Origin of the sequence: uncultured Parasphingopyxis sp. (genome assembly GCF_937129435.1) — a bacterium.
In the GTDB taxonomy this organism is placed as follows: domain Bacteria; phylum Pseudomonadota; class Alphaproteobacteria; order Sphingomonadales; family Sphingomonadaceae; genus Parasphingopyxis.
In genome coordinates, this window is record NZ_CAKZNF010000022.1 from 1 (window position 1) to 18,250 (window position 18,250).

Annotated in this window: 19 protein-coding genes and 1 tRNA gene; 15 read left to right on the forward strand and 5 right to left on the reverse strand. The window is 64.8% G+C overall.

Annotated features, from left to right (window positions below):
* Positions 1 to 166: 166 nt before the first annotated feature.
* A complete protein-coding gene (locus Q0139_RS04185) occupies positions 167 to 319 on the reverse strand; it encodes a hypothetical protein (RefSeq protein WP_298017904.1) in 153 nt (50 codons plus the stop codon).
* 177 nt (positions 320 to 496) lie between these two features.
* On the opposite strand from Q0139_RS04185, the gene Q0139_RS04190 reads away from it, so the two are divergent.
* The 5 genes from Q0139_RS04190 (at position 497) to msrA (ending at position 4,942) form a co-directional block, all read left to right on the forward strand.
* Positions 497 to 2,455, forward strand: a complete 1,959-nt coding sequence (locus Q0139_RS04190) for an amidase family protein (RefSeq protein ID WP_298017906.1) — start codon at positions 497 to 499, stop codon at positions 2,453 to 2,455.
* 74 nt (positions 2,456 to 2,529) lie between these two features.
* A tRNA-Gln gene (locus Q0139_RS04195) sits at positions 2,530 to 2,604 on the forward strand.
* Between the two features lie 87 nt (positions 2,605 to 2,691).
* Positions 2,692 to 4,020, forward strand: a complete 1,329-nt coding sequence (locus Q0139_RS04200) for an adenylate/guanylate cyclase domain-containing protein (protein WP_298017911.1) — start codon at positions 2,692 to 2,694, stop codon at positions 4,018 to 4,020.
* Positions 4,021 to 4,053: 33 nt separating this feature from the next.
* Entirely contained in the window at positions 4,054 to 4,350 is a 297-nt protein-coding gene (locus tag Q0139_RS04205; protein WP_298017919.1) for a hypothetical protein, read from the forward strand.
* Between the two features lie 46 nt (positions 4,351 to 4,396).
* Positions 4,397 to 4,942 (forward strand): peptide-methionine (S)-S-oxide reductase MsrA, encoded by a 546-nt coding sequence (msrA, locus tag Q0139_RS04210; protein WP_298017922.1) that lies wholly within the window; start codon positions 4,397 to 4,399, stop codon positions 4,940 to 4,942.
* A gap of 47 nt (positions 4,943 to 4,989) precedes the next feature.
* Here the strand turns inward: msrA and aqpZ are convergent, their stop codons facing one another.
* A complete protein-coding gene (gene aqpZ, locus Q0139_RS04215) occupies positions 4,990 to 5,709 on the reverse strand; it encodes an aquaporin Z (RefSeq protein WP_298017924.1) in 720 nt (239 codons plus the stop codon).
* A 72-nt stretch (positions 5,710 to 5,781) separates the two neighbouring features.
* Entirely contained in the window at positions 5,782 to 6,714 is a 933-nt protein-coding gene (locus tag Q0139_RS04220) for an L-threonylcarbamoyladenylate synthase (RefSeq protein ID WP_298017970.1), read from the reverse strand.
* Between the two features lie 202 nt (positions 6,715 to 6,916).
* On the opposite strand from Q0139_RS04220, the gene glmU reads away from it, so the two are divergent.
* Complete coding sequence (gene glmU, locus Q0139_RS04225) at positions 6,917 to 8,284, forward strand: bifunctional UDP-N-acetylglucosamine diphosphorylase/glucosamine-1-phosphate N-acetyltransferase GlmU (protein WP_298017934.1); 1,368 nt, start codon at positions 6,917 to 6,919, stop codon at positions 8,282 to 8,284.
* Between the two features lie 19 nt (positions 8,285 to 8,303).
* Complete coding sequence (locus tag Q0139_RS04230) at positions 8,304 to 8,933, forward strand: Pr6Pr family membrane protein (RefSeq protein WP_298017942.1); 630 nt, start codon at positions 8,304 to 8,306, stop codon at positions 8,931 to 8,933.
* Between the two features lie 151 nt (positions 8,934 to 9,084).
* On the opposite strand, the gene Q0139_RS04235 is transcribed toward Q0139_RS04230, so the two are convergent.
* Together Q0139_RS04235 and soxR are read right to left on the reverse strand one after the other, a co-directional pair.
* Entirely contained in the window at positions 9,085 to 11,037 is a 1,953-nt protein-coding gene (locus Q0139_RS04235) for an alkyl sulfatase dimerization domain-containing protein (protein WP_298017947.1), read from the reverse strand.
* A gap of 85 nt (positions 11,038 to 11,122) precedes the next feature.
* On the reverse strand, positions 11,123 to 11,575 hold the full coding sequence (soxR, locus tag Q0139_RS04240; RefSeq protein ID WP_298017951.1) for a redox-sensitive transcriptional activator SoxR: 453 nt from the start codon (positions 11,573 to 11,575) through the stop codon (positions 11,123 to 11,125).
* Positions 11,576 to 11,683: 108 nt separating this feature from the next.
* On the opposite strand from soxR, the gene Q0139_RS04245 reads away from it, so the two are divergent.
* The 8 genes from Q0139_RS04245 to cysN all read left to right on the forward strand — a co-directional run.
* Positions 11,684 to 11,830 carry a hypothetical protein gene (locus Q0139_RS04245; RefSeq protein WP_298017954.1) on the forward strand — a complete coding sequence of 49 codons (147 nt, stop codon included), beginning with the start codon at positions 11,684 to 11,686 and terminating at the stop codon, positions 11,828 to 11,830.
* Positions 11,821 to 12,219: a VOC family protein gene (locus tag Q0139_RS04250; RefSeq protein ID WP_350137308.1), complete on the forward strand. Its 399-nt coding sequence runs from the start codon at positions 11,821 to 11,823 to the stop codon at positions 12,217 to 12,219. Before Q0139_RS04245 ends, Q0139_RS04250 begins: the two co-directional genes overlap by 10 nt.
* Positions 12,219 to 12,599, forward strand: coding sequence for a VOC family protein (locus Q0139_RS04255; protein ID WP_298017973.1), 381 nt, complete (start codon positions 12,219 to 12,221; stop codon positions 12,597 to 12,599). The genes Q0139_RS04250 and Q0139_RS04255 overlap by 1 nt, the downstream gene beginning before the upstream one ends.
* Positions 12,600 to 12,836: 237 nt before the next feature.
* Positions 12,837 to 13,688 carry an alpha/beta hydrolase-fold protein gene (locus Q0139_RS04260; protein WP_298017956.1) on the forward strand — a complete coding sequence of 284 codons (852 nt, stop codon included), beginning with the start codon at positions 12,837 to 12,839 and terminating at the stop codon, positions 13,686 to 13,688.
* 82 nt (positions 13,689 to 13,770) lie between these two features.
* Entirely contained in the window at positions 13,771 to 15,594 is a 1,824-nt protein-coding gene (glmS, locus tag Q0139_RS04265; protein WP_298017959.1) for a glutamine--fructose-6-phosphate transaminase (isomerizing), read from the forward strand.
* The gene (locus Q0139_RS04270; protein WP_298017962.1) at positions 15,591 to 15,923 is read left to right on the forward strand and encodes a DUF423 domain-containing protein; all 333 of its coding nucleotides are present in this window, start codon (positions 15,591 to 15,593) and stop codon (positions 15,921 to 15,923) included. The genes glmS and Q0139_RS04270 overlap by 4 nt, the downstream gene beginning before the upstream one ends.
* A 127-nt stretch (positions 15,924 to 16,050) precedes the next feature.
* Positions 16,051 to 16,983 carry a sulfate adenylyltransferase subunit CysD gene (cysD, locus tag Q0139_RS04275; protein ID WP_298017964.1) on the forward strand — a complete coding sequence of 311 codons (933 nt, stop codon included), beginning with the start codon at positions 16,051 to 16,053 and terminating at the stop codon, positions 16,981 to 16,983.
* On the forward strand, positions 16,983 to 18,250 hold a 1,268-nt coding region (gene cysN, locus Q0139_RS04280), incomplete at its 3' end, for a sulfate adenylyltransferase subunit CysN (RefSeq protein WP_298017967.1). The genes cysD and cysN, both read left to right, overlap by 1 nt.

An 18,250-nucleotide genomic window follows, 5' to 3' on the forward strand; every position in this document is an offset into this window, starting at 1 on the left:
GGGTTCACCGGACCGCGTTCACCGGCGCCTGACGGCAGGGCGCGACATCCGGGGAGCACCCCGGCAGAAGTTGCCGACCACCCGGCAGACTCTGCCGGGTAGGTTCTGATCCTTGCCCCGGAGCCGGCACTCAATGGTCGATGCCATACCGCCATCTGCAGCAGGATCACTGATCCGCACCGCGATCGACGCGCGGACGGCGGGTCAGCGCGATGCGCGGCCGCGCCCTGATGGCCAGGCCCGTCCCGACGGTCAGGCGCGCCCCGATGCCGGGTCCGCGCGACCCCGACGCTGCGCCGCCGTCCGTCTTGTTGTTCATTTCCAGGAATACCCGCTGTCAGTCTGGACTGCCCACCCGGAACCGATTCTAGCGCAGCTTGCGTGACAACAAAACGTCGCCGTTGCAGTTGGCCGCAGAATCCGTCGCCGGGGTCGATCCGGAGGCTTGGTTTCCGACCGATCCCCTCCTATCGTCGCGCAAGGAGAACAACATGCCATGACCGACGACCTTTTCGACCTTTCCCTTTCCGACATCGCCGCCCGGCTGTCCTCGGAACCGGCTCTGGCCCGGAACCTCGCGGAAGAGGCCATTGCCCGGCGCGAAGCGCAGCCTGAAATCGGCACCGGCCCCTATCGCGAGTGGCGACCGGACATCGCCCGCGCCATGGCGGACGGCGCGGTGGCGGCCTTGATGGCGGGGACGGCCGGGCCGCTCGCCGGTATCCCGGTATCCGTGAAGGACCTCTTTGGCGTCGCCGGAACCGCCACCTATGCCGGGACGCCGAGAGCGCTGCCGGCCGCGTTCGAGACCGAGGGCTGGCTGGTCGGGCTGTTGCGGACGCAGGGCGCAATCTTCACCGGCAAGACACATACCGTCGAGTTCGCGTTTGGCGGTCTCGGCGTCAACGGCCACTGGGGCAGCGTGCGTAACCCTTGGGATCCCGACGCATGGCGGGTCTCCGGAGGATCGAGCGCCGGCGCCGGGGTAGGCCTCGCGGAAGGCTCGGCGCTGCTGGCGCTTGGCACCGATACGGGCGGGTCTGTCCGCATTCCGGCCGCCATGACCGGCAATGTCGGGCTCAAGACCACCATCGGGCGCTGGCCGACGACCGGCGTCGTGCCGCTCTCGCACACCCTCGATACGGTCGGCATACTGACCCGGACCGTCGCGGACGCCGCATACGCCTTCGCGGCGATCGAGGGCACCGGCCCGGTCGCAGCGCGGCCATTGACCGGTTTGCGGATCGGCCGCATCGCACGGCTCGCCTTCGAGGATTGCTCGCCCGGGATCGCCGAGGCGGTGGATGCGGGTGCGTTCGGCGAGATCCGGCATGTGCTCCATATCGGCATCGGCGGATCGGCGCTCGGGCCGGAGCTGGTGATCGAGGCATTGGGCGACGCGGAAAGCGACTATGATGTCGCGATCGTTTCCAACATCGACGGGCAGGCGCTGGTCGGACCGTTCGAACTGTTCGATCCCGCGCACACGCTCGTCGTGCTCGCTTCCAAGTCCTTCACCACGATGGAAACGATGCTGAACGCCGAGAGCGTCATTCGCTGGATGCGCGACGGCGGAGTCGCCGATCCCTTTGGCCAGTTCGTCGCGGTGACGGCGGCGCCGGACAAGGCGGTCGAATTCGGCATCGACGAGACGCGCGTGCTGCCTTTCCCGGAGACGGTTGGCGGCCGCTATTCGCTCTGGTCGTCGATCGGCTTCGCCGCGGCGCTGGCGCTGGGCTGGGAGGCGTTCGAGCAGCTTCTGGAGGGCGCGGGCGCGATGGACCGGCATTCCCGCCTCGCCGAGTGGCACGAAAACGCGCCAGCGATGGCCGCCTTCGTCGATCTTTACTATGCACAACGCGGTGCCGAGACGCGGGCGCTTTTCGCCTATGACGAACGGCTTCGCTTGCTGCCCGACTGGCTGCAGCAACTCGCCATGGAATCGAACGGCAAGCGCGTGACCGCCGACGGCGACCCGCTCGGCCGTGCCTCCTCGGCCATCGTCTGGGGCGGCACTGGCACCGACGCGCAGCATGCGGTGTTCCAGCTGCTGCACCAGGGGACGCATCTCGTCCCGGTCGAGTTCCTCGCCGTGGCCGAGCCGGGCCACGATCTCGACCCCGCTCATCACGAGGCGCTGCTAGTCAACTGCTTCGCGCAGGGCGCCGCGCTGATGGCGGGCCGCGAAAATGCCGACGATCCGGCCCGCGATTTCCCCGGCGACCGGCCTTCGACCACGATTCTGCTGGAACGGCTCGATCCTGCGACGCTGGGCGCGTTGCTCGCCTTTTACGAGCAGCGGACCTTCGTGGAGGCGGTACTGCTCGGCATCAACCCGTTCGACCAATATGGCGTCGAACTCGGCAAGGACATCGCCAGGGCCATCGCGGCGGACGAAGAGCAAGCGCTGGAACTGGATATATCGACCAAGGCGCTGATCGAGCGCGGGTTGTAAGAGGCGGGCAGACGCGTTCCCTCGAACCGGGGGTTTCGCCAATAAATTCACCCGCTATATAGCGCCCCGGCTGCTGGGGCGTGGCCAAGTGGTAAGGCAGCGGCTTTTGGTGCCGCCATTCGCAGGTTCGAATCCTGCCGCCCCAGCCAGCCGATATCCCGTGCTTTGATTCGGCGCGCGCGCGCCTTATGGTTCATGGTTGCGGGATGCGCGCTTCTGCGCGGTTGGGGGATCTTATGGCGATAGACCCGATGGAGCGGCGGCTGGCGGCGATCATTGTCGCCGATATCTGCGGCTATTCGCGCCTGACGACGATCGACGAAGAGGGCGTCGTGCGCCGCTTCAACGAGCGCGTCGACACCATCATCCGCCCCGCGATCGAGAAGAATGGCGGGCGCTTCGTCAAGCATACCGGCGACGGCTTTATCGGCGAGTTCCAGAGTGTGTCGGCGGCGTTCCGCTGCGCGTCCGAAATCCAGGAAGCGTTCGTCGAGCGCAACCAGCAGGCGGCGCAGGCCGGGCGCGGGCCGTTGCTCGAACTGCGCATCGGGCTCGATATCGGCGACATCATCATGCGCGACGGCGATGTCTTCGGCAACGGCGTCAACATCGCCGCCCGGCTCGAGGCATTGGCATCGCCGAACGGTATTTGCGTGTCGCAACGGGCGCGCGAACAGCTGAACCAGTTCGAGGTCAGCTTCGTCGATCTGGGCGACCAGAAGCTCAAGAATATCGCCGGGTCCGTGCGTGCCTATCAGGTGCAGCAGGGCGATGCGCCGGGTCTGATGTACATGCTGCGCCACCGGCGCGTCTATCGCCGCGCCGCGGTGATCGGCCTGCTGATACTTGGCGCGATCGGCATCGTGATCGCCTATTGGATCATGAATCCCGGCGGCGTCAGGGACCGGGAAGCGTTTCTGGCCGAACAACTGACCGAGGTGAACTGTTCCTGGCTCACCATTTCCGAATTCAGCGACGGCGAGGAGGGCGTGCAGCTCTCGGTCAGCGGCGCCTCCGTCGCGCCGGGCGGGTCGGTGCGCAACACGCTGCTGCGCGAAGCCGAACAGGCGGGTGTCCCTGTCGAGCGGATCAATGTGCGCGGCATCGTTCCCATGGCCCCGTCGCAGTGTCAGCTCATGGAGGGCCTGCAGCGCTATCGCTACACCGGCATCACACGCCTTGAAGCGAGCGAAACGACCATCGGCGGCGACGAGGGGGTGCGCTTCCGCCTCGTCTTCGATCCGGAGGAACTGGCCCAATATACGCATATCTATTCGATCGATCCCTCCGGCGAGATGATCATGGCGGAGGACCGCGCCTCGATGGTCGATCGGGCTTATGAGCGCGACGACGGCCGGCTCGAGGTCGACTATATGTCCGATCATGTCGGCTGGGGCGGCATCATTCTGATGGAATCGGACGCGCCGATCGACGACGATATCGTCCTCTCGCTCGTCGGCAGCGAGCGCCAAGTTCCGGCCTTCGATGAGGCGGCCGAGCGCGACAACTGGCGTTTTGAGCTCGTTTGGCTTAATTCGGAGGGCGAAGAGGACGACGAATCGTAGCGGGTCGCGGTTACGGAAGATGGGAGTCATTCGATGAAGACGCTTTCGATCATAGCGGCTGGTGCGCTGACACTTGGCACTGCCGCGAGCGCGCAGGGAGTTCCGGCCGGAGCCGTGCAGCTGGCGCAGAATACACAGGGGCAGGGGAACCAGCCGGGCCATCAGGGCCATGGCAATCACGGCAACCAGCAACCGCCGGCACAAGGCCATCCCGATGGGCGCCCGCAGGTACCCGAGCAGCTCTGCAGCGAAGTGCAGAACCCGCAACCCGGCCGCAACTGCTCTGAAAACCCGGAACATTTCCGCCCTGTTGCACGGCCGCCGCAATAACTATCTGTACGGGTAGGATTTGCCCGGAACAGATGGAGACGAGGTCATGACCAGCGAACAGGCGACGATTGCGGGCGGATGTTTCTGGTGCACCGAAGCGGTGTTCAACGACGTGATCGGCGTCGAGAAGGTCGAGAGCGGCTATACCGGCGGCGATACCACCAACCCCACCTATCGCGAAGTGTGCGCCGGCGATACCGGCCATGCCGAGGCGATCCGGCTGACCTACGATCCCGAAGCCATCGGTTTTGGCGACCTGCTCGATATTTTTTTCGCGACGCACGATCCGACCCAGCTCAACCGGCAAGGGAACGATATCGGCACGCAATACCGCTCGGCCATCTTTCCGCACAATGAAGCGCAGAAGGCGGAAGCGGAAGCGGCGATCGAACGGGCGGCGGGCGACTGGCCCGACCCGATCGTCACGACGATCGAAGCGATGGGCGAATGGTATCCGGCCGAGGATTACCATCAGGACTATTGGGAGCGCGAAGGACAGCGCAATCCCTATTGCATGGCCGTGATCCCGCCGAAGCTGCAGAAATTGCGCAAGAGCTTTCAGGCGCGGCTGAAGGCCAAGGCCGAAAGCTAACGCCTCCCCTCCGGCCCTGCTTTTCCCCTGATATCGGCGCCTTGCCGTCAGGCGGCGGATTCGCCCTCGATATCGGGTTCCGCCTTGCCGCCCATCGCGCGGTAGATCGCTCCGCCGATCAGCGCGCCGGCAACCGGGGCCACCCAGAATAGCCAGAGCTGCTGCAGCGCGATCCCGCCTTCGAGCAACGCCGGTCCGGTGCTGCGCGCCGGATTGACCGAGGTATTGGTCACCGGGATGCTGATCAGGTGGATCAGCGTCAGGCACAGGCCGATGGCGATCGGGGCGAAGCCGGCGGGCGCGCGCCCGTCTGTCGATCCCATGATCACGAACAGGAAGAAGCCGGTCAGCAATATCTCGATTATGAGCGCCGAGGACATCGCATAGCCGCCGGGCGAATGCTCGCCGAAACCGTTCGAGGCGAGGCCGCCCGCATAGTCCGGTCCGCCGCTGGCGATCATATAGAGCGCCGCCGCCGCTGCGATGGCGCCCAGCACCTGCGCGACGACATAGGCCGGGATGTCCTTGGCCGGAAAACGCCCGCCCGCCCATAGCCCGACGGTCACCGCCGGATTGAGATGGCAGCCCGAAATATGACCGATGGCATAGGCCATGGTCAGCACGGTCAGGCCGAAAGCCAGCGATACGCCGAGCAGCCCGATACCGACCTCGGGAAAGGCGGCGGCCAGTACGGCGCTGCCGCAACCGCCGAACACCAGCCAGAATGTGCCGAAAAATTCGGCGACGCCTCTTTGCGTGATTGTCATGCTCCCCTCCGCATTGATCTTTTTGCAACCATGCTTATCCGCCGATCGCCGGGAGAGGTAAAGTGCGTTTGCTCAACCGGCGCTGCCGGCGGCGGCGCGGCGCAGGCGATCGTTGATCGCGACGCCGATACCGGTTTCCGGAATCGGGGCAACGGCGATCCGGTGTCTATCGCTGGCGTCCGCGAAATGCAGGGCGTCGAAGAGCAGACTGGCGGCCTCTTCGAGATTGCCCTTGAGGCTGAGCGAGGAGTCGCCGCCTATTTCGCCAAAGCCCAGATGATATTCATCTTCGTCGGCGTCGATGGCATTCAGCCGAAGCGGTTTGGATGGCGCGTAATGGGAAAGAAGCTGGCCCGGCGCCTCGATTTTGCCCGTCAACGCCTCTGAAACGCCGGTGCCTGTCACTGCCCCGATCTGCTCGACCGTAATCGGTCCGGCCCGGAGCAGTTCGATGCCCTCTTCTCGTACGGCAACGATTGTTGATTCCAGCCCGTGGTGCGGCGGGTGTTTGGTGTCGACGATCAAGCCGATGCGGCCGCCCAGGCTCTTTTCGACATGCGCGGCGAGCGTCGGGCTCAATTGCCCGCTCGCATTGGCCGATGGCGCGGCAAGAGGTTTGCCGACCTTGGAGAGCAGGCGTCTCATTGTCGGCTCGCTCGGCAGGCGAAGGGCGATCGTCGGAAGCCCGGCGGTGACGATATCCGCGATGGGACTGTCTTCGCGATGCGGCAGCACCATGGTCAGCGGGCCGGGCCAAAGGGCCTCCGCAAGCCCGAGGGCCGTCGGGCTGAAATCGGCGATATCCCTGGCCATGTCCATGGTCCCGACATGCACGATCAGCGGGTTGAAACTGGGCCGTCCCTTGGCCTCGTAGATACGCGCCACGGCCTCGCCGTTCGTCGCGTCGGCGGCGAGGCCGTAAACGGTTTCGGTCGGCACGGCGACGCACTCGCCCGCCAGGATGCGGCGCGCGGCTTCGGCGATCGCCTCGGCGCTATTGGGCATGATCACGGTATCGACAGCCATGGCGGCGGGGGTATAGGAATTCCGCTCAGACACAATATTCGTCGTCCCTGCGAAAGCTAGGCGCGCCGGTTATTCGGACCGGTATCGTGCGGCGCGAACGCCTGCCCTTCACTGGAATGACGAAAAATTGAAATGTCGCGCCTCTATGGAAATTCGGGCAAATTGGCGGCAGGGAACATCTATGGTTGACGACGCACATAAACCGACCGCCTTTGCCGCCGTGATCCTTGCGGCGGGCAAGGGCACGCGGATGAAATCCGATCTGCACAAGGTGCTGCACCCGATCGGCGGCCGGCCGATGCTCGATCATCTGCTCGACAGTTTCGCGGATCTTTCGCCCGCACGCCTCGTCGTCGTCGCCGGCGATCGGCGCGAGCAGCTCGAGGAGGCGCTGGCGGATCGCGATATCGATGTGGTGTTGCAGGAGCCGCAGCTCGGCACCGGCCATGCGGCGCTGCAGGCGAAAGAGGCGCTGGCCGGGTTCGAGGGCTATGTGCTTGTCTGTTTCGGCGATTGCCCGATGGTGCGTGGCGAAACGATGCGGCGGCTGACCGACGCGCTCGACGATGTCGTAAAGGTCGCGGTGCTCGGCTTCCGGCCCGCCGATCCGCTCGCCTATGGGCGCATCATCGCCGATGGCGAGGGGCGGGTGTCGAAGATGGTCGAATATAAGGATGCGAGCGAGGAAGAGCGCGCCTGCGACCTCTGCAATTCGGGTGTCATCGTTGCGCATAGCGACGATCTGTGGCGTTTGCTGGACCGGGTCGGCAACGACAATGCGCAGGGCGAATATTATCTTCCCGACGTCGCGACGATCGCGATCGATGATGGCGATACAGTGAAGGTCGTCGAGACCGAGCCGCAAGAGGTCGCCGGCATCAACAGCCGCGCCGAACTCGCCGCCGCCGAAGCGCAGTGGCAGGAATATAAGCGCGAAGAGGCGATGGAAAACGGTGCGACGCTGCGGGCGCCCGAAACCGTGTTCTTCAGCTACGACACCCAAATCGGCCGCGACGTGACGATCGAGCCCAATGTGGTGTTCGGCCCCGGCGTAACGATCGCCGACGGCGCGACGATCCGCGCGTTCAGCCATTTGGAAGGCGCGCGCGTCGGGGAAGGGTGCGAGGTCGGCCCCTATGCCCGGTTGCGCCCCGGCGCGGTGATGGAAGCACGCTCCAAAGTCGGCAATTTCGTCGAAATGAAGAAAGCGACGCTGGGCGAGGGTGCCAAGGCGAACCACCTGACCTATCTCGGCGACGCGACCGTCGGCGCGGGCGCGAATATCGGAGCCGGGACGATCACCTGCAATTATGACGGCTATTTCAAATACAGGACGGTAATCGGCGAGCGCGCCTTCATCGGATCGAACAGTGCGCTGGTCGCCCCCGTCACCATCGGCCGCGACGCGATCGTGGCGGCGGGGAGTTCTGTGACCCGCGATGTCGCCGATGGCGAGCTTCGGATCGAGCGGGCCGAGCAGCTGGTGAAGCCAGGCTGGGCCGACCGCTTCCACCAGACGATGAAGAAGAAAAAGGCGGACAAGTCCTGAACGACGGAACTCCCAGCCGATGACGCCGGGGCGATGGGCGCGGGGCGTCGCGGCATTGACCGCGGCGGCCGCCTGGGCAGCGCTGGTCCTGCAACTCGTCCTGATCGTCGATCAGTTTCGCGGCGATGGGCAACCGGTGGCGCTCGCGCTGTGGCGCTATCTCGGTTTCTTCACCATCCTGACCAACATACTGGTCGCGCTGGTGGCGACGGCGATGGCCGTGCGGCCGGCTTCGCCGATGGCAGATGCTCGCTGGCGGTTCGTCGCCGCCGTTTCGATCGCGCTGGTCGGCATCGCCTATTCGCTGCTGCTGCGTTGGGTGTGGGACCCGCAAGGATGGCAGGCAGTCGCCGATCATGCGCTTCATGATGTGACGCCGCCATTGTTCCTGCTGGCCTGGCTGCTCTTTCCGCATGGCGCGATCGGCTGGAACGACCTGTGGAGGGCGCTTGCCTGGCCCGCCGGCTATTTTGCCTATGCCATGATCCGAGGCGCCGCCGATGGCTGGTACGCCTATCACTTTCTCGACGCGTCGGCGCTGCCTGCATGGGCTCTGGCGATCAACGTCGCCGGGCTGCTGGCCGGGGTGACGGTTCTCGCCAGCCTGCTGATCCTGCTCGATCGCCGGATGCGTGTTCGAACTCCGTAAACTGGTCTCTTGCGCCTGATAATCATTTGCAATAAAGCGCTGGCAGACCCGGCGAATCGGTCGCGCCCCTCCCGGACCGATCGCATGCCCAAAAGCGCCGGGTTCCTGCGAGGCCGGACGCGCCCAATGTCCGGCCTCGCATTTTCCCCGGCTATGGCGTTTGCGTCGCGAACCAGAAATTGGGCTGCTCAAACAATCCCATCATCGCCTGGAACGCCCCCACATCGCCCTCGATCCGCGCTTCGCCCGCCTGGGCGATCTCCGGAAAGGTGCGGCTCTGAAGCAGCAGCGCTTCGAAGGCAGGCCGCGTGATCGAGAGTGTCGCGGCCGGGTTGGCCGCCGGGGCCGAACGCGGCACGATAACGCTGCGCCCGATCTCGACCGCCACATTCTCGTCCGTATCGGTGAATCGGAATTGCAGTGCGAAGGGGTCGCGGGTCAACCGTGCCGGATCGTAGCGGCTGGCCAGCATGTCGAAGAGCTGCAGAGTCGGCACGGCGCGCAGGAAATCGGGGCTGCCCAGCGCGGGCGGCTCTGCGGTCGGCGCGCCGCCGCGCAATTCGGCCGCGCCGGCGAGATAATAGCTGCGCCACGCCCCGCTTTCGGCCTGGAAACCCATCTGCTCATAGGCAGCGGCGAGCCAGTTGCGGCCGCGTGCGTCTTCCGGGTCGGCGAAGACGAGATGGTTGAACAGTTCCGCCGCCCAGCGATAATCGCCGGCGTCATAGGCCGCGATCCCGCGTGCCAGCAGCGCGTCCGCCCCGCCCATCGCCTCGACATAGCGGCCCGCGCTCTCCTCGTGCGGCAGCCGGTGATAATCGGCCATCACGCCGCCCCACCAGCCGAAATAATGCTGGTAGACGGCCTTGGCGTTGTGGTTGAGCGACCCGTAATAGCCGCGTGCCGCGAAATCGCCGGCGGTGAAATCGGGTTCCCCGATCGCCTCGGCCGCCTCGACCATCGTCGCGCCGCTATTCGCCCGGCGCAGTACCTGATCATGGACATAGCGATAGACGTCGCGCTGGCCGGTGAGCCAGGCGCGGACATTTTCGCCGCCCCATGTCGGCCAGTGGTGCGAGGCGAGCGCGACTTCCGCTTCATCGCCATAGCGTTGCAGCACTTCGTCGATCGCCCGGCTCCAGCCAAGCGCATCGCGGACCTGCGCGCCGCGCATGGTGAGGACGTTGTGGAACGTTGCCGTCGCGACTTCGGCGGTGTGGAGGGCGCGATGCTGGGGCAGGTAGAACATGAACTCGGCCGGCGCTTCGGTGCCCGCCGCATCGACGAATTCGAACGCCACGCCGTCCACTATCCGCTGCGATCCGTCGCCGTCGATCTCCTCGGTCGGCAGGATCAGGCTGACCGGACCGCCGGCAAGCCCGGGACCGAGCCCCGACCCGATATGCGAAGTTGGTCCCGGCGGGATGATCCGCCCGAACATCAGAGTCGCGCGCCGGCTCATATGCGTTCCGGCGAGCAGGTTCTCCGCCACTGCCTCCTGCGCGAAGCCAGTGGGGGCGAGCACCGGAATGTTGCGCGCCGCAATCTCGGCCTCGTCGACGATTCCGCGCGCGCCGCCGAAATGGTCGGCATGGCTGTGCGTATAGATCATCGCCGAAACGGGCCGTTCGCCCAGCGTCTCGTTGACCAGCGCCAGTGCCGCGCGCGCCGCGGGTACCGTTGTCAGCGGGTCGATAACGATCCAGCCCGTCTCGCCCTCGATCACGGTCATGACGGAAAGGTCGTAGCCGCGCACCTGCCAGATGCCGGGGACGACCTCGAACAGCCCATGCTCGGCGGCGAGCTGCGACTGGCGCCAGAGCGAGGGGTTGGCCGTGGCGGGTGCGTCGCCCGCGAGGAAGGACAGCGCCTCGGACGACCAGACCACATTGCCGTCCTCGTCGCGAATGATGCCGCCCGGGATCTGCGCGATCCGGCCGCGCGTCGCGTCCTCGAAATCGGAGTGGTCGGCGATCGGCAACCGTTCCGCCACGGCTTGGTTCGCCGCCCGCGTCGCCGCGCTGGCCTCGCCCGGCGGCGGTGCGGGGCGTACCTCCTGTGCATAAGCAGCCGATACGATGGCGAGGGACAGAATCCCGGCCACGAAACCCGTTCCGCAAAGACGCATCCCCACCTCCCGCTCGTTTTCCCCGCTTATCGGTCAAAGGCGGCGGCGAGTCACGCGCCCGTCAGTCGAGGGCCTCTTCGATCACCAGTCTTGGCCCCGGACCCTTGGCGGCGGCGCGGTCGTCGGGGTTGTAAAGGGCGCAGTTTTTGAGGCTGAGGCAGCCGCAGCCGATACAGCCGTCGAGGCGGTCGCGCGTTCGTTCGAGCTCGGCGATACGCGCGTCGATACGGCTGCGAATGGCGCGACTGATCCGGGTCCAGTCGGCCTTGGTCGGCGTACGGCCCTGCGGCAGCTCCTTCAGCAGCGCACCGATCTCGCCGATCGACAGGCCGAGTTGCTGCGCGATCAGGATGAAGGAGAGGCGGCGGATATCGGCGCGCAGGAAGCGGCGCTGCCCGCCCGCCGAGCGGATCGGTTCCACCAGTCCCTTGTCCTCGTAGAAGCGGATCGCGGAGACGGCGAGCCCCGTTCGCGCGGCGACATCGCCGATGGTCAGAAGTGCGGTTTGTGCCATGACTGTGATCGAAATTCCCGTTTGCGATAGCTCTTGACCTCAACTTAGCTTGAGGTTGCACAAGGGGCAAGTCGCATCGAAGCGACACGCAACAGGGAAGGACGAAGCATGGCCGTTCTGGTGAAACGAACCGGCTCTTTGCTGGCGCGGGCGGTTGTCTGGCTGTCCCGGCTTCCGGCCGAGCCGGTTGGCGGCGTGCTCGATTTCGGCTGGCGCCATTGCGGCGATGGCGACGGGGCGGACGAATGCGATTGAACCAGGTCACGCTCGGCTGCACCGACTATGCGGCATCGGTTGCCTTCTACGCGGCGCTCGGCCTCAGGCAGATCGTCGATGCGCCGCCGCGCTATGCGCGGTTCGAGACGCCGGCAGGCGAGACTTTCTCGATCCATCATGCCGATCGGATCGGGCCGATGAGCACCGTCGTCTATTTCGAGTTCGACGATCTCGACGCGGCGGTGGCGGCGCTGGAAGCGGCAGGAATCGCCTTCGACCAGCCGCCCCGCGACGAGGATTGGGGCTGGCGCGAGGCGCGGCTTCGCGATCCGGCCGACAACTCGCTTTGCCTTTACCATGCCGGCGCCAACCGCCGCTTTCCGCCATGGCGGATTGACGGCGCAACCCAAGACAAGGAGATTCAATGATGAGCAATGCACGTATCGAACATGTGAATATCAGCGTGACCGACCCGGAACGCTCGGCGGCGCTGATGGAGCAGCTTTTCGGCTGGAAGATCCGCTGGCAGGGCCCGGCGATGGGGAACGGGCACACTATCCATGTTGGCAGCGACGACGATTATCTCGCGCTCTACACCAACCCCGCCATCGCCGCCGCCGACCCGGCCTTCGAGAAAGGCGTGCCGATGAATCATGTCGGCGTCGTCGTCGACGATCTCGACGCGGTCGAGGCGAAGGTCGTTGCGGCGGGGCTCGAGCCCTTCGGCCATGACGATTACGAGCCGGGCCGCCGGTTCTACTTCTTCGACTGGAACCATATCGAGTTCGAAGTCGTCAGCTACGCCTGACGAAGCACGGCCTCAAAAAGGCCGCCGATAAAGCGTGAATCGTTGACGAACCCGGTGTATTATATCTATGATACAGTGAATTCCTTAACGGTTGGCACGGGAAGACGGAGAAGGATGCAAACCCGCCCTGCTATCACGACTGTGCTGCTGGCCATTGCGGCGGGTTTGTTCGTATTTTTCGTTCCTCCTGCATTCGCCAATCCCCAACTCGCGGAATATCCGGGCGCGCGCGTAAACATGGAGATTCTCGAACCGTTCAGTGTGCAGGGTGAAGGAATCCCGCATCCACACGAGGTCATTGTCGCATTGCCGGCAAGTTATCGCGTCTCTGGCGACCGTGCCTATCCGGTCCTCTGGGTGCTCGATGCACCGCTGATGATGCGACTGACGGTCGCCACGCTGGATACGCTCGTCATCGGCAACATGGCTCCGGAAATGATCGTCATCGGGATCGGAAGCCCGGCGGAGGAAGGCCTTGGCGGCGTCGGGCGGCGGATCATGGATTTTTCGCCGCCCGGCCCCGATTACTATCCGGCGGGCGAGCGCGGCGAGGCTTGGCGGGCTCTCGCCGAACTCCCGGACTTTCCCCATCTCGCCGATGCGTTCGGATCACTCCTGATCGATCAATTGCGGCCGCAATTGGCAGAGAGATATCGGTTTTCCGGGGATCACGCGCTGTTCGGCCATTCGGCGGGCGGGATGTTCGCCGCCTATATCATGTTTGCCCGGCCGGGGAGTTTCAGCAAGTTCCTGATAGGCAGCCCATATCTCGATGGCGTTCGCGGTGCCGTTTGGGATGCGGAACGCCGCTTCGCGGGCGCGCATCAGGACCTCGATGTCGATTTGTTTCTGGCGGCCGGAGAGGCGGAAGTCGACGATTATTTCACTGCGTTGAGCGGAATGGTCAGTTCGAGCGCACGGATGGCCGAGCAATTGCGCGTGCGAAACTATCCAGGGCTGGAGATGCGGCTTCGGCTGATGCCTGGTGAGGAACATCACACGATTGTGCCGCGGCTCGTGTCGGAAGGAATACGCTTTCTGTGGCGCGAGAATATTGCGGAGCTTCCGCCTGCCTTTCCGGGGCCTTGAGCGATGTTGCGGCGTTCTCAATTCCCATTCTTACCGCACTCATTCACTTGAAGATTACTAAAGAGGGGGTAAGGGGAGCGCCATGTGCGGCATCATCGGAATTCTCGGCAAGGGCAATGTGACGGACCGGCTTATCGACGGTCTGCGGCGGCTCGAATATCGCGGCTATGATTCCGCCGGGATCGCCGTGCTCACAGATCACGGCATCGAACGGCGCCGCGCCGAGGGGAAGCTCGACAATCTCGTCGATGTTCTCGCCGCCGATCCGGTCGACGGCGTCACGGGCATCGCGCACACGCGCTGGGCGACGCATGGCGCGCCGACGACCGACAACGCCCATCCGCATGCGACCGAAGAGGTCGCGCTCGTCCACAACGGCATCATCGAAAATTTCAAGGAACTGCGTGAAGAGCTGATCGGGCGCGGCCGCAAATTCGAGAGCGAGACCGATACCGAGGTGGTCGCGCATCTCGTGTCGGAGCATATCGAAGCGGGCGCCGAACCGCGCGAAGCGGTGCGGAAAACGCTCGACCGGCTGCACGGTGCCTTTGCGCTGGCGATCATGTTCAAGCGCCACCCCGACATGCTGATCGGCGCGCGGCTCGGCTCGCCGCTCGTCGTCGGCCATGGCGAAGGCGAGAGCTATTTCGGGTCGGACGCGATCGGCCTCGCGCCCTTTACGCAGCGCATCAGCTATCTCGAGGAAGGCGACATGGTCGTCATCACGCGCGACAGCACGCTGATCTACGACAAGGACGACGAGCTGATCGTTCGCCCGGTCAGCGAGAGCGGCGCGTCTGCGGCGATCATGGAGAAGGGCAATCATCGCCATTTCATGCTCAAGGAGATTTACGAACAGCCGATCGTCGTCGCCCAGACGCTGAAAAGCTATCTCCGCCGGATCGACGATTGCGTCGCGATGCCCGATATGGATTTCGATCTCGCCGGGTTCGACCGCGTCTCCATCGTCGCCTGCGGGACGTCGAGCTATGTCGCGATGATCGGCAAATACTGGATCGAGAAGTTCGCGCGCGTGCCGGTCGAGGTCGATGTGGCAAGCGAATTCCGATACCGCGACCCGGTCCTGTCCGACAAGCAACTCGCGATCTTCATCTCGCAATCGGGCGAGACGGCGGACACGCTCGCCGCGCTCAAACATTGCAAGGCCGCGGGTATCAGGACCGCCGGAATCATCAACGTGCCGACGAGCTCGATGGCGCGCGAGGTGGACTTGCTGCTGCCGACCCATGCCGGGCCCGAAATCGGCGTCGCCTCGACCAAGGCCTTCACCTGCCAGCTCGCTGTGATGGCGGCGTTCGCGACGCGGATCGCGCGCGATCACGGCAAGCTGCCCGCCGGGGAGGAGAGCGAAATCGTCCGCCAGCTCTCCGAAGCGCCCGAGGCGATGAACATGGCGCTCGGCCATGACGAGGAGATCGCAGCCATGGCCGGGACGATCGCCGAGGCGCGCGACGTGCTCTATCTCGGCCGCGGCCCCGACTATCCGATGGCGCTCGAAGGCGCGTTGAAGCTCAAGGAAATCAGTTACATCCACGCCGAAGGCTATGCCTCGGGCGAAATGAAGCACGGCCCCATCGCCCTCATCGACGACAAGGTGCCGCTGATCGTGATCGCGCCTTCCGGCCCGCTCTTCGAAAAAACCGTATCGAACATGCAGGAAGCCCAGGCGCGCGGCGCGCAGGTCGTGCTGATCTCCGACGCCGACGGCATCGCAAAGGCGGGCGAGGGAACGATCGCGACGATCGAGATGCCCAAGGTCCACCCGCTGATCGCGCCGCTGGTCTACGCGATCCCGGTGCAGCTACTGGCCTATCATGTGGCGGTGGCGAAGGGGACAGATGTCGATCAACCGAGGAATCTCGCCAAGAGCGTTACGGTCGAATGAGCCTGCTGCTCTTCCTCTCCGCCCTCTCCGGCGCGCTCGCCGTGGGCGCCGGAGCGTTCGGAGCGCATGGGGCGTCGGGCGAGGCTGCGGAGTGGCTCAAGACCGGCGGGCAGTATCAGCTCGTCCATGCGGTCGCGGCACTCGTCGCCATGCAGATGGGCGTGAAGGGGCCGGCATGGCTGTTCATTGTGGGCGGGCTCGTTTTTGCCGGATCGCTCTACCTGATGGCCCTGGGGCTGCCGCGCTGGCTCGGTGCGGTCACGCCGATCGGCGGCGTGCTGATGATTGGCGGCTGGTTCTGGCTCGCCTTTCGCGCGATTTCTCGCTGATTCCGGTCATCCGATGCTGCATTGCGAAAAGCTGTTCTTTTCGCTTCACAATCAGGCGCTGTTGGCATTAGGGGTGGCGCCGTCCTAAAGCGTCGGTCGCACGGCAATCAGGAGCAGTTTCATCGTCATGAATTCCGAGGCGGCCATCGCCCCCGACCGGCTGACCCATTTGCAGCGGCTGGAGGCCGAGAGCATCCATATCATGCGCGAAGTTGTCGCGGAGGCGGAGAAGCCGGTGATGCTGTACAGCGTCGGCAAGGACTCGGCCGTGATGCTCCACGTCGCGCGCAAGGCCTTTTATCCCAGCCCGCCGCCCTTTCCGCTGCTCCATGTCGATACGACCTGGAAATTCAAGGCGATGTACGATCTTCGCAATCGGGCGGCCGAGGAAGCGGGGATGGAACTGCTGGTTTTCCAGAACCCGGAGGCGAAAGAGAAGGGGATCAATCCCTTCGATCATGGCTCGCTGCACACCGATATGTGGAAGACCGAGGGTCTCAAAATGGCGCTCGACAAATATGGTTTCGACGCGGCCTTTGGCGGCGCGCGGCGCGACGAGGAGAAGGCGCGCGCGAAGGAGCGGGTGTTCAGCTTCAGGAGCGCCAACCATCGCTGGGACCCCAAGAACCAGCGGCCCGAGCTCTGGAAGCTCTACAATGCGCGCAAGGCCAAGGGCGAGAGCGTTCGCGTCTTCCCGTTGTCCAACTGGACCGAGCTCGATATCTGGCAATACATTCATCTCGAGGGGATCGAGATCGTCCCGCTCTATTTCGCCGCCGAGCGCCCGACCTACGAATATGAAGGCGGGCTGTTCATGGTCGACGATCAGGAGCGTCTGGAAAAGGTGTGGGGCCGCAAGGTCGAACCGGTGATGCGCTCGATCCGCTTCCGCACATTGGGCTGCTTCCCGCTGACCGGCGCGGTCGAAAGCACGGCGGCGACGCTGCCCGAGATCATCCAGGAGATGCTCCTGACGACGACCTCCGAACGGCAGGGCCGCGTCATCGACCACGATCAGGCCGCCTCGATGGAGAAGAAGAAGCAGGAGGGGTATTTCTGATGGCCAACGCCGACACCTCCTACCGCCCCGACGCGCTGATCGCCGAGGATATCGACGCCTATCTCGACACGCATCAGCACAAGTCGCTGCTGCGCTTCATCACCTGCGGCTCGGTCGACGATGGCAAGTCCACGCTCATTGGCCGGCTGCTCTACGATTCGAAGATGATCTTCGAGGACCAGCTCGCCGCGCTGGAAACGGAGAGCAAGCAAGTCGGAACCCAAGGGCAGGATATCGATTTCGCGCTTCTCGTCGACGGTCTCGCCGCCGAGCGCGAGCAAGGGATCACGATCGACGTCGCCTATCGCTTCTTCGCGACCGAAAAGCGCAAGTTCATCGTCGCTGATACGCCCGGCCACGAGCAGTACACGCGCAACATGGTCACCGGCGCCTCCACGGCGGATCTGGCCATCATCCTGATCGATGCGCGCAAGGGCGTGCTCACGCAGACGCGGCGGCATTCGTATCTGGCGCACCTGATCGGCATCCGCAATCTGGTGCTCGCGGTCAACAAGATGGACCTGATCGGCTACGACCAGGGCAGGTACCAGGCCATCGTCGAGGACTACCGCGCGTTCGCCACCAGCATCGGCATCACCGACTTCACCCCGATGCCGATTTCCGGCTTCAAGGGCGACAACATCACCGCGAACTCCCCGAACATGCCCTGGTACACCGGCGTGCCGCTGATGGCGCACCTGGAGACGGTGGAGCTGGACACGACGCTGGACCAGGCCAAGCCCTTCCGCCTTCCCGTGCAGTGGGTCAATCGGCCCAACCTGGACTTCCGCGGCTTCTCCGGCCTGATCGCCAGCGGCTCGATCAAGCCCGGCGACGCGGTCCGCGTGCTGCCCGGCGGCAAGACCAGCACCGTGACCCGCATCGTCACCTTCGACGGCGATCTCGACCAGGCCGTGGCCGGTCAGTCCATCACCCTGTGCTTCGCCGACGAGATCGACTGCTCGCGCGGCGATGTCATCACCCAGGCCGAGGCGCCGACCCAGGTCGCCGACCAGTTCGAGGCCACGCTGGTGTGGATGAACGACGAGGCCCTGGTCCCGGGCCGGCCCTACTGGCTCAAGATCGGCACGCAGACCGTCACGGCGCGGGTGCAGGCCCCGGAATACCAGATCAACATCAACACCCTCGAACATCTCGCCGCCAAGACCCTGGAGCTCAACGCCATCGGCGTGGTCAAGCTCGCCACCGAGCGCGCGATCCCGTTCGAGCCCTATGCCGACCATCACGCACTAGGCGGCTTTATCCT

Coding starts and splice junctions, on each gene's coding strand:
- msrA (WP_298017922.1), top strand. CDS start 4,397: ATGACCAGCGAACAGGCGACGATTGCGGGCGGATGTTTCTGGTGCACC.
- cysD (WP_298017964.1), top strand. CDS start 16,051: ATGAATTCCGAGGCGGCCATCGCCCCCGACCGGCTGACCCATTTGCAG.
- Q0139_RS04200 (WP_298017911.1), top strand. CDS start 2,692: ATGGCGATAGACCCGATGGAGCGGCGGCTGGCGGCGATCATTGTCGCC.
- Q0139_RS04190 (WP_298017906.1), top strand. CDS start 497: ATGACCGACGACCTTTTCGACCTTTCCCTTTCCGACATCGCCGCCCGG.
- Q0139_RS04230 (WP_298017942.1), top strand. CDS start 8,304: ATGACGCCGGGGCGATGGGCGCGGGGCGTCGCGGCATTGACCGCGGCG.
- Q0139_RS04250 (WP_350137308.1), top strand. CDS start 11,821: ATGCGATTGAACCAGGTCACGCTCGGCTGCACCGACTATGCGGCATCG.
- Q0139_RS04220 (WP_298017970.1), bottom strand. CDS start 6,714: ATGCCCAATAGCGCCGAGGCGATCGCCGAAGCCGCGCGCCGCATCCTG.
- aqpZ (WP_298017924.1), bottom strand. CDS start 5,709: ATGACAATCACGCAAAGAGGCGTCGCCGAATTTTTCGGCACATTCTGG.
- glmS (WP_298017959.1), top strand. CDS start 13,771: ATGTGCGGCATCATCGGAATTCTCGGCAAGGGCAATGTGACGGACCGG.
- glmU (WP_298017934.1), top strand. CDS start 6,917: ATGGTTGACGACGCACATAAACCGACCGCCTTTGCCGCCGTGATCCTT.
- Q0139_RS04185 (WP_298017904.1), bottom strand. CDS start 319: ATGAACAACAAGACGGACGGCGGCGCAGCGTCGGGGTCGCGCGGACCC.
- Q0139_RS04205 (WP_298017919.1), top strand. CDS start 4,054: ATGAAGACGCTTTCGATCATAGCGGCTGGTGCGCTGACACTTGGCACT.
- Q0139_RS04260 (WP_298017956.1), top strand. CDS start 12,837: ATGGAGATTCTCGAACCGTTCAGTGTGCAGGGTGAAGGAATCCCGCAT.
- Q0139_RS04270 (WP_298017962.1), top strand. CDS start 15,591: ATGAGCCTGCTGCTCTTCCTCTCCGCCCTCTCCGGCGCGCTCGCCGTG.
- Q0139_RS04255 (WP_298017973.1), top strand. CDS start 12,219: ATGAGCAATGCACGTATCGAACATGTGAATATCAGCGTGACCGACCCG.
- soxR (WP_298017951.1), bottom strand. CDS start 11,575: ATGGCACAAACCGCACTTCTGACCATCGGCGATGTCGCCGCGCGAACG.
- Q0139_RS04245 (WP_298017954.1), top strand. CDS start 11,684: ATGGCCGTTCTGGTGAAACGAACCGGCTCTTTGCTGGCGCGGGCGGTT.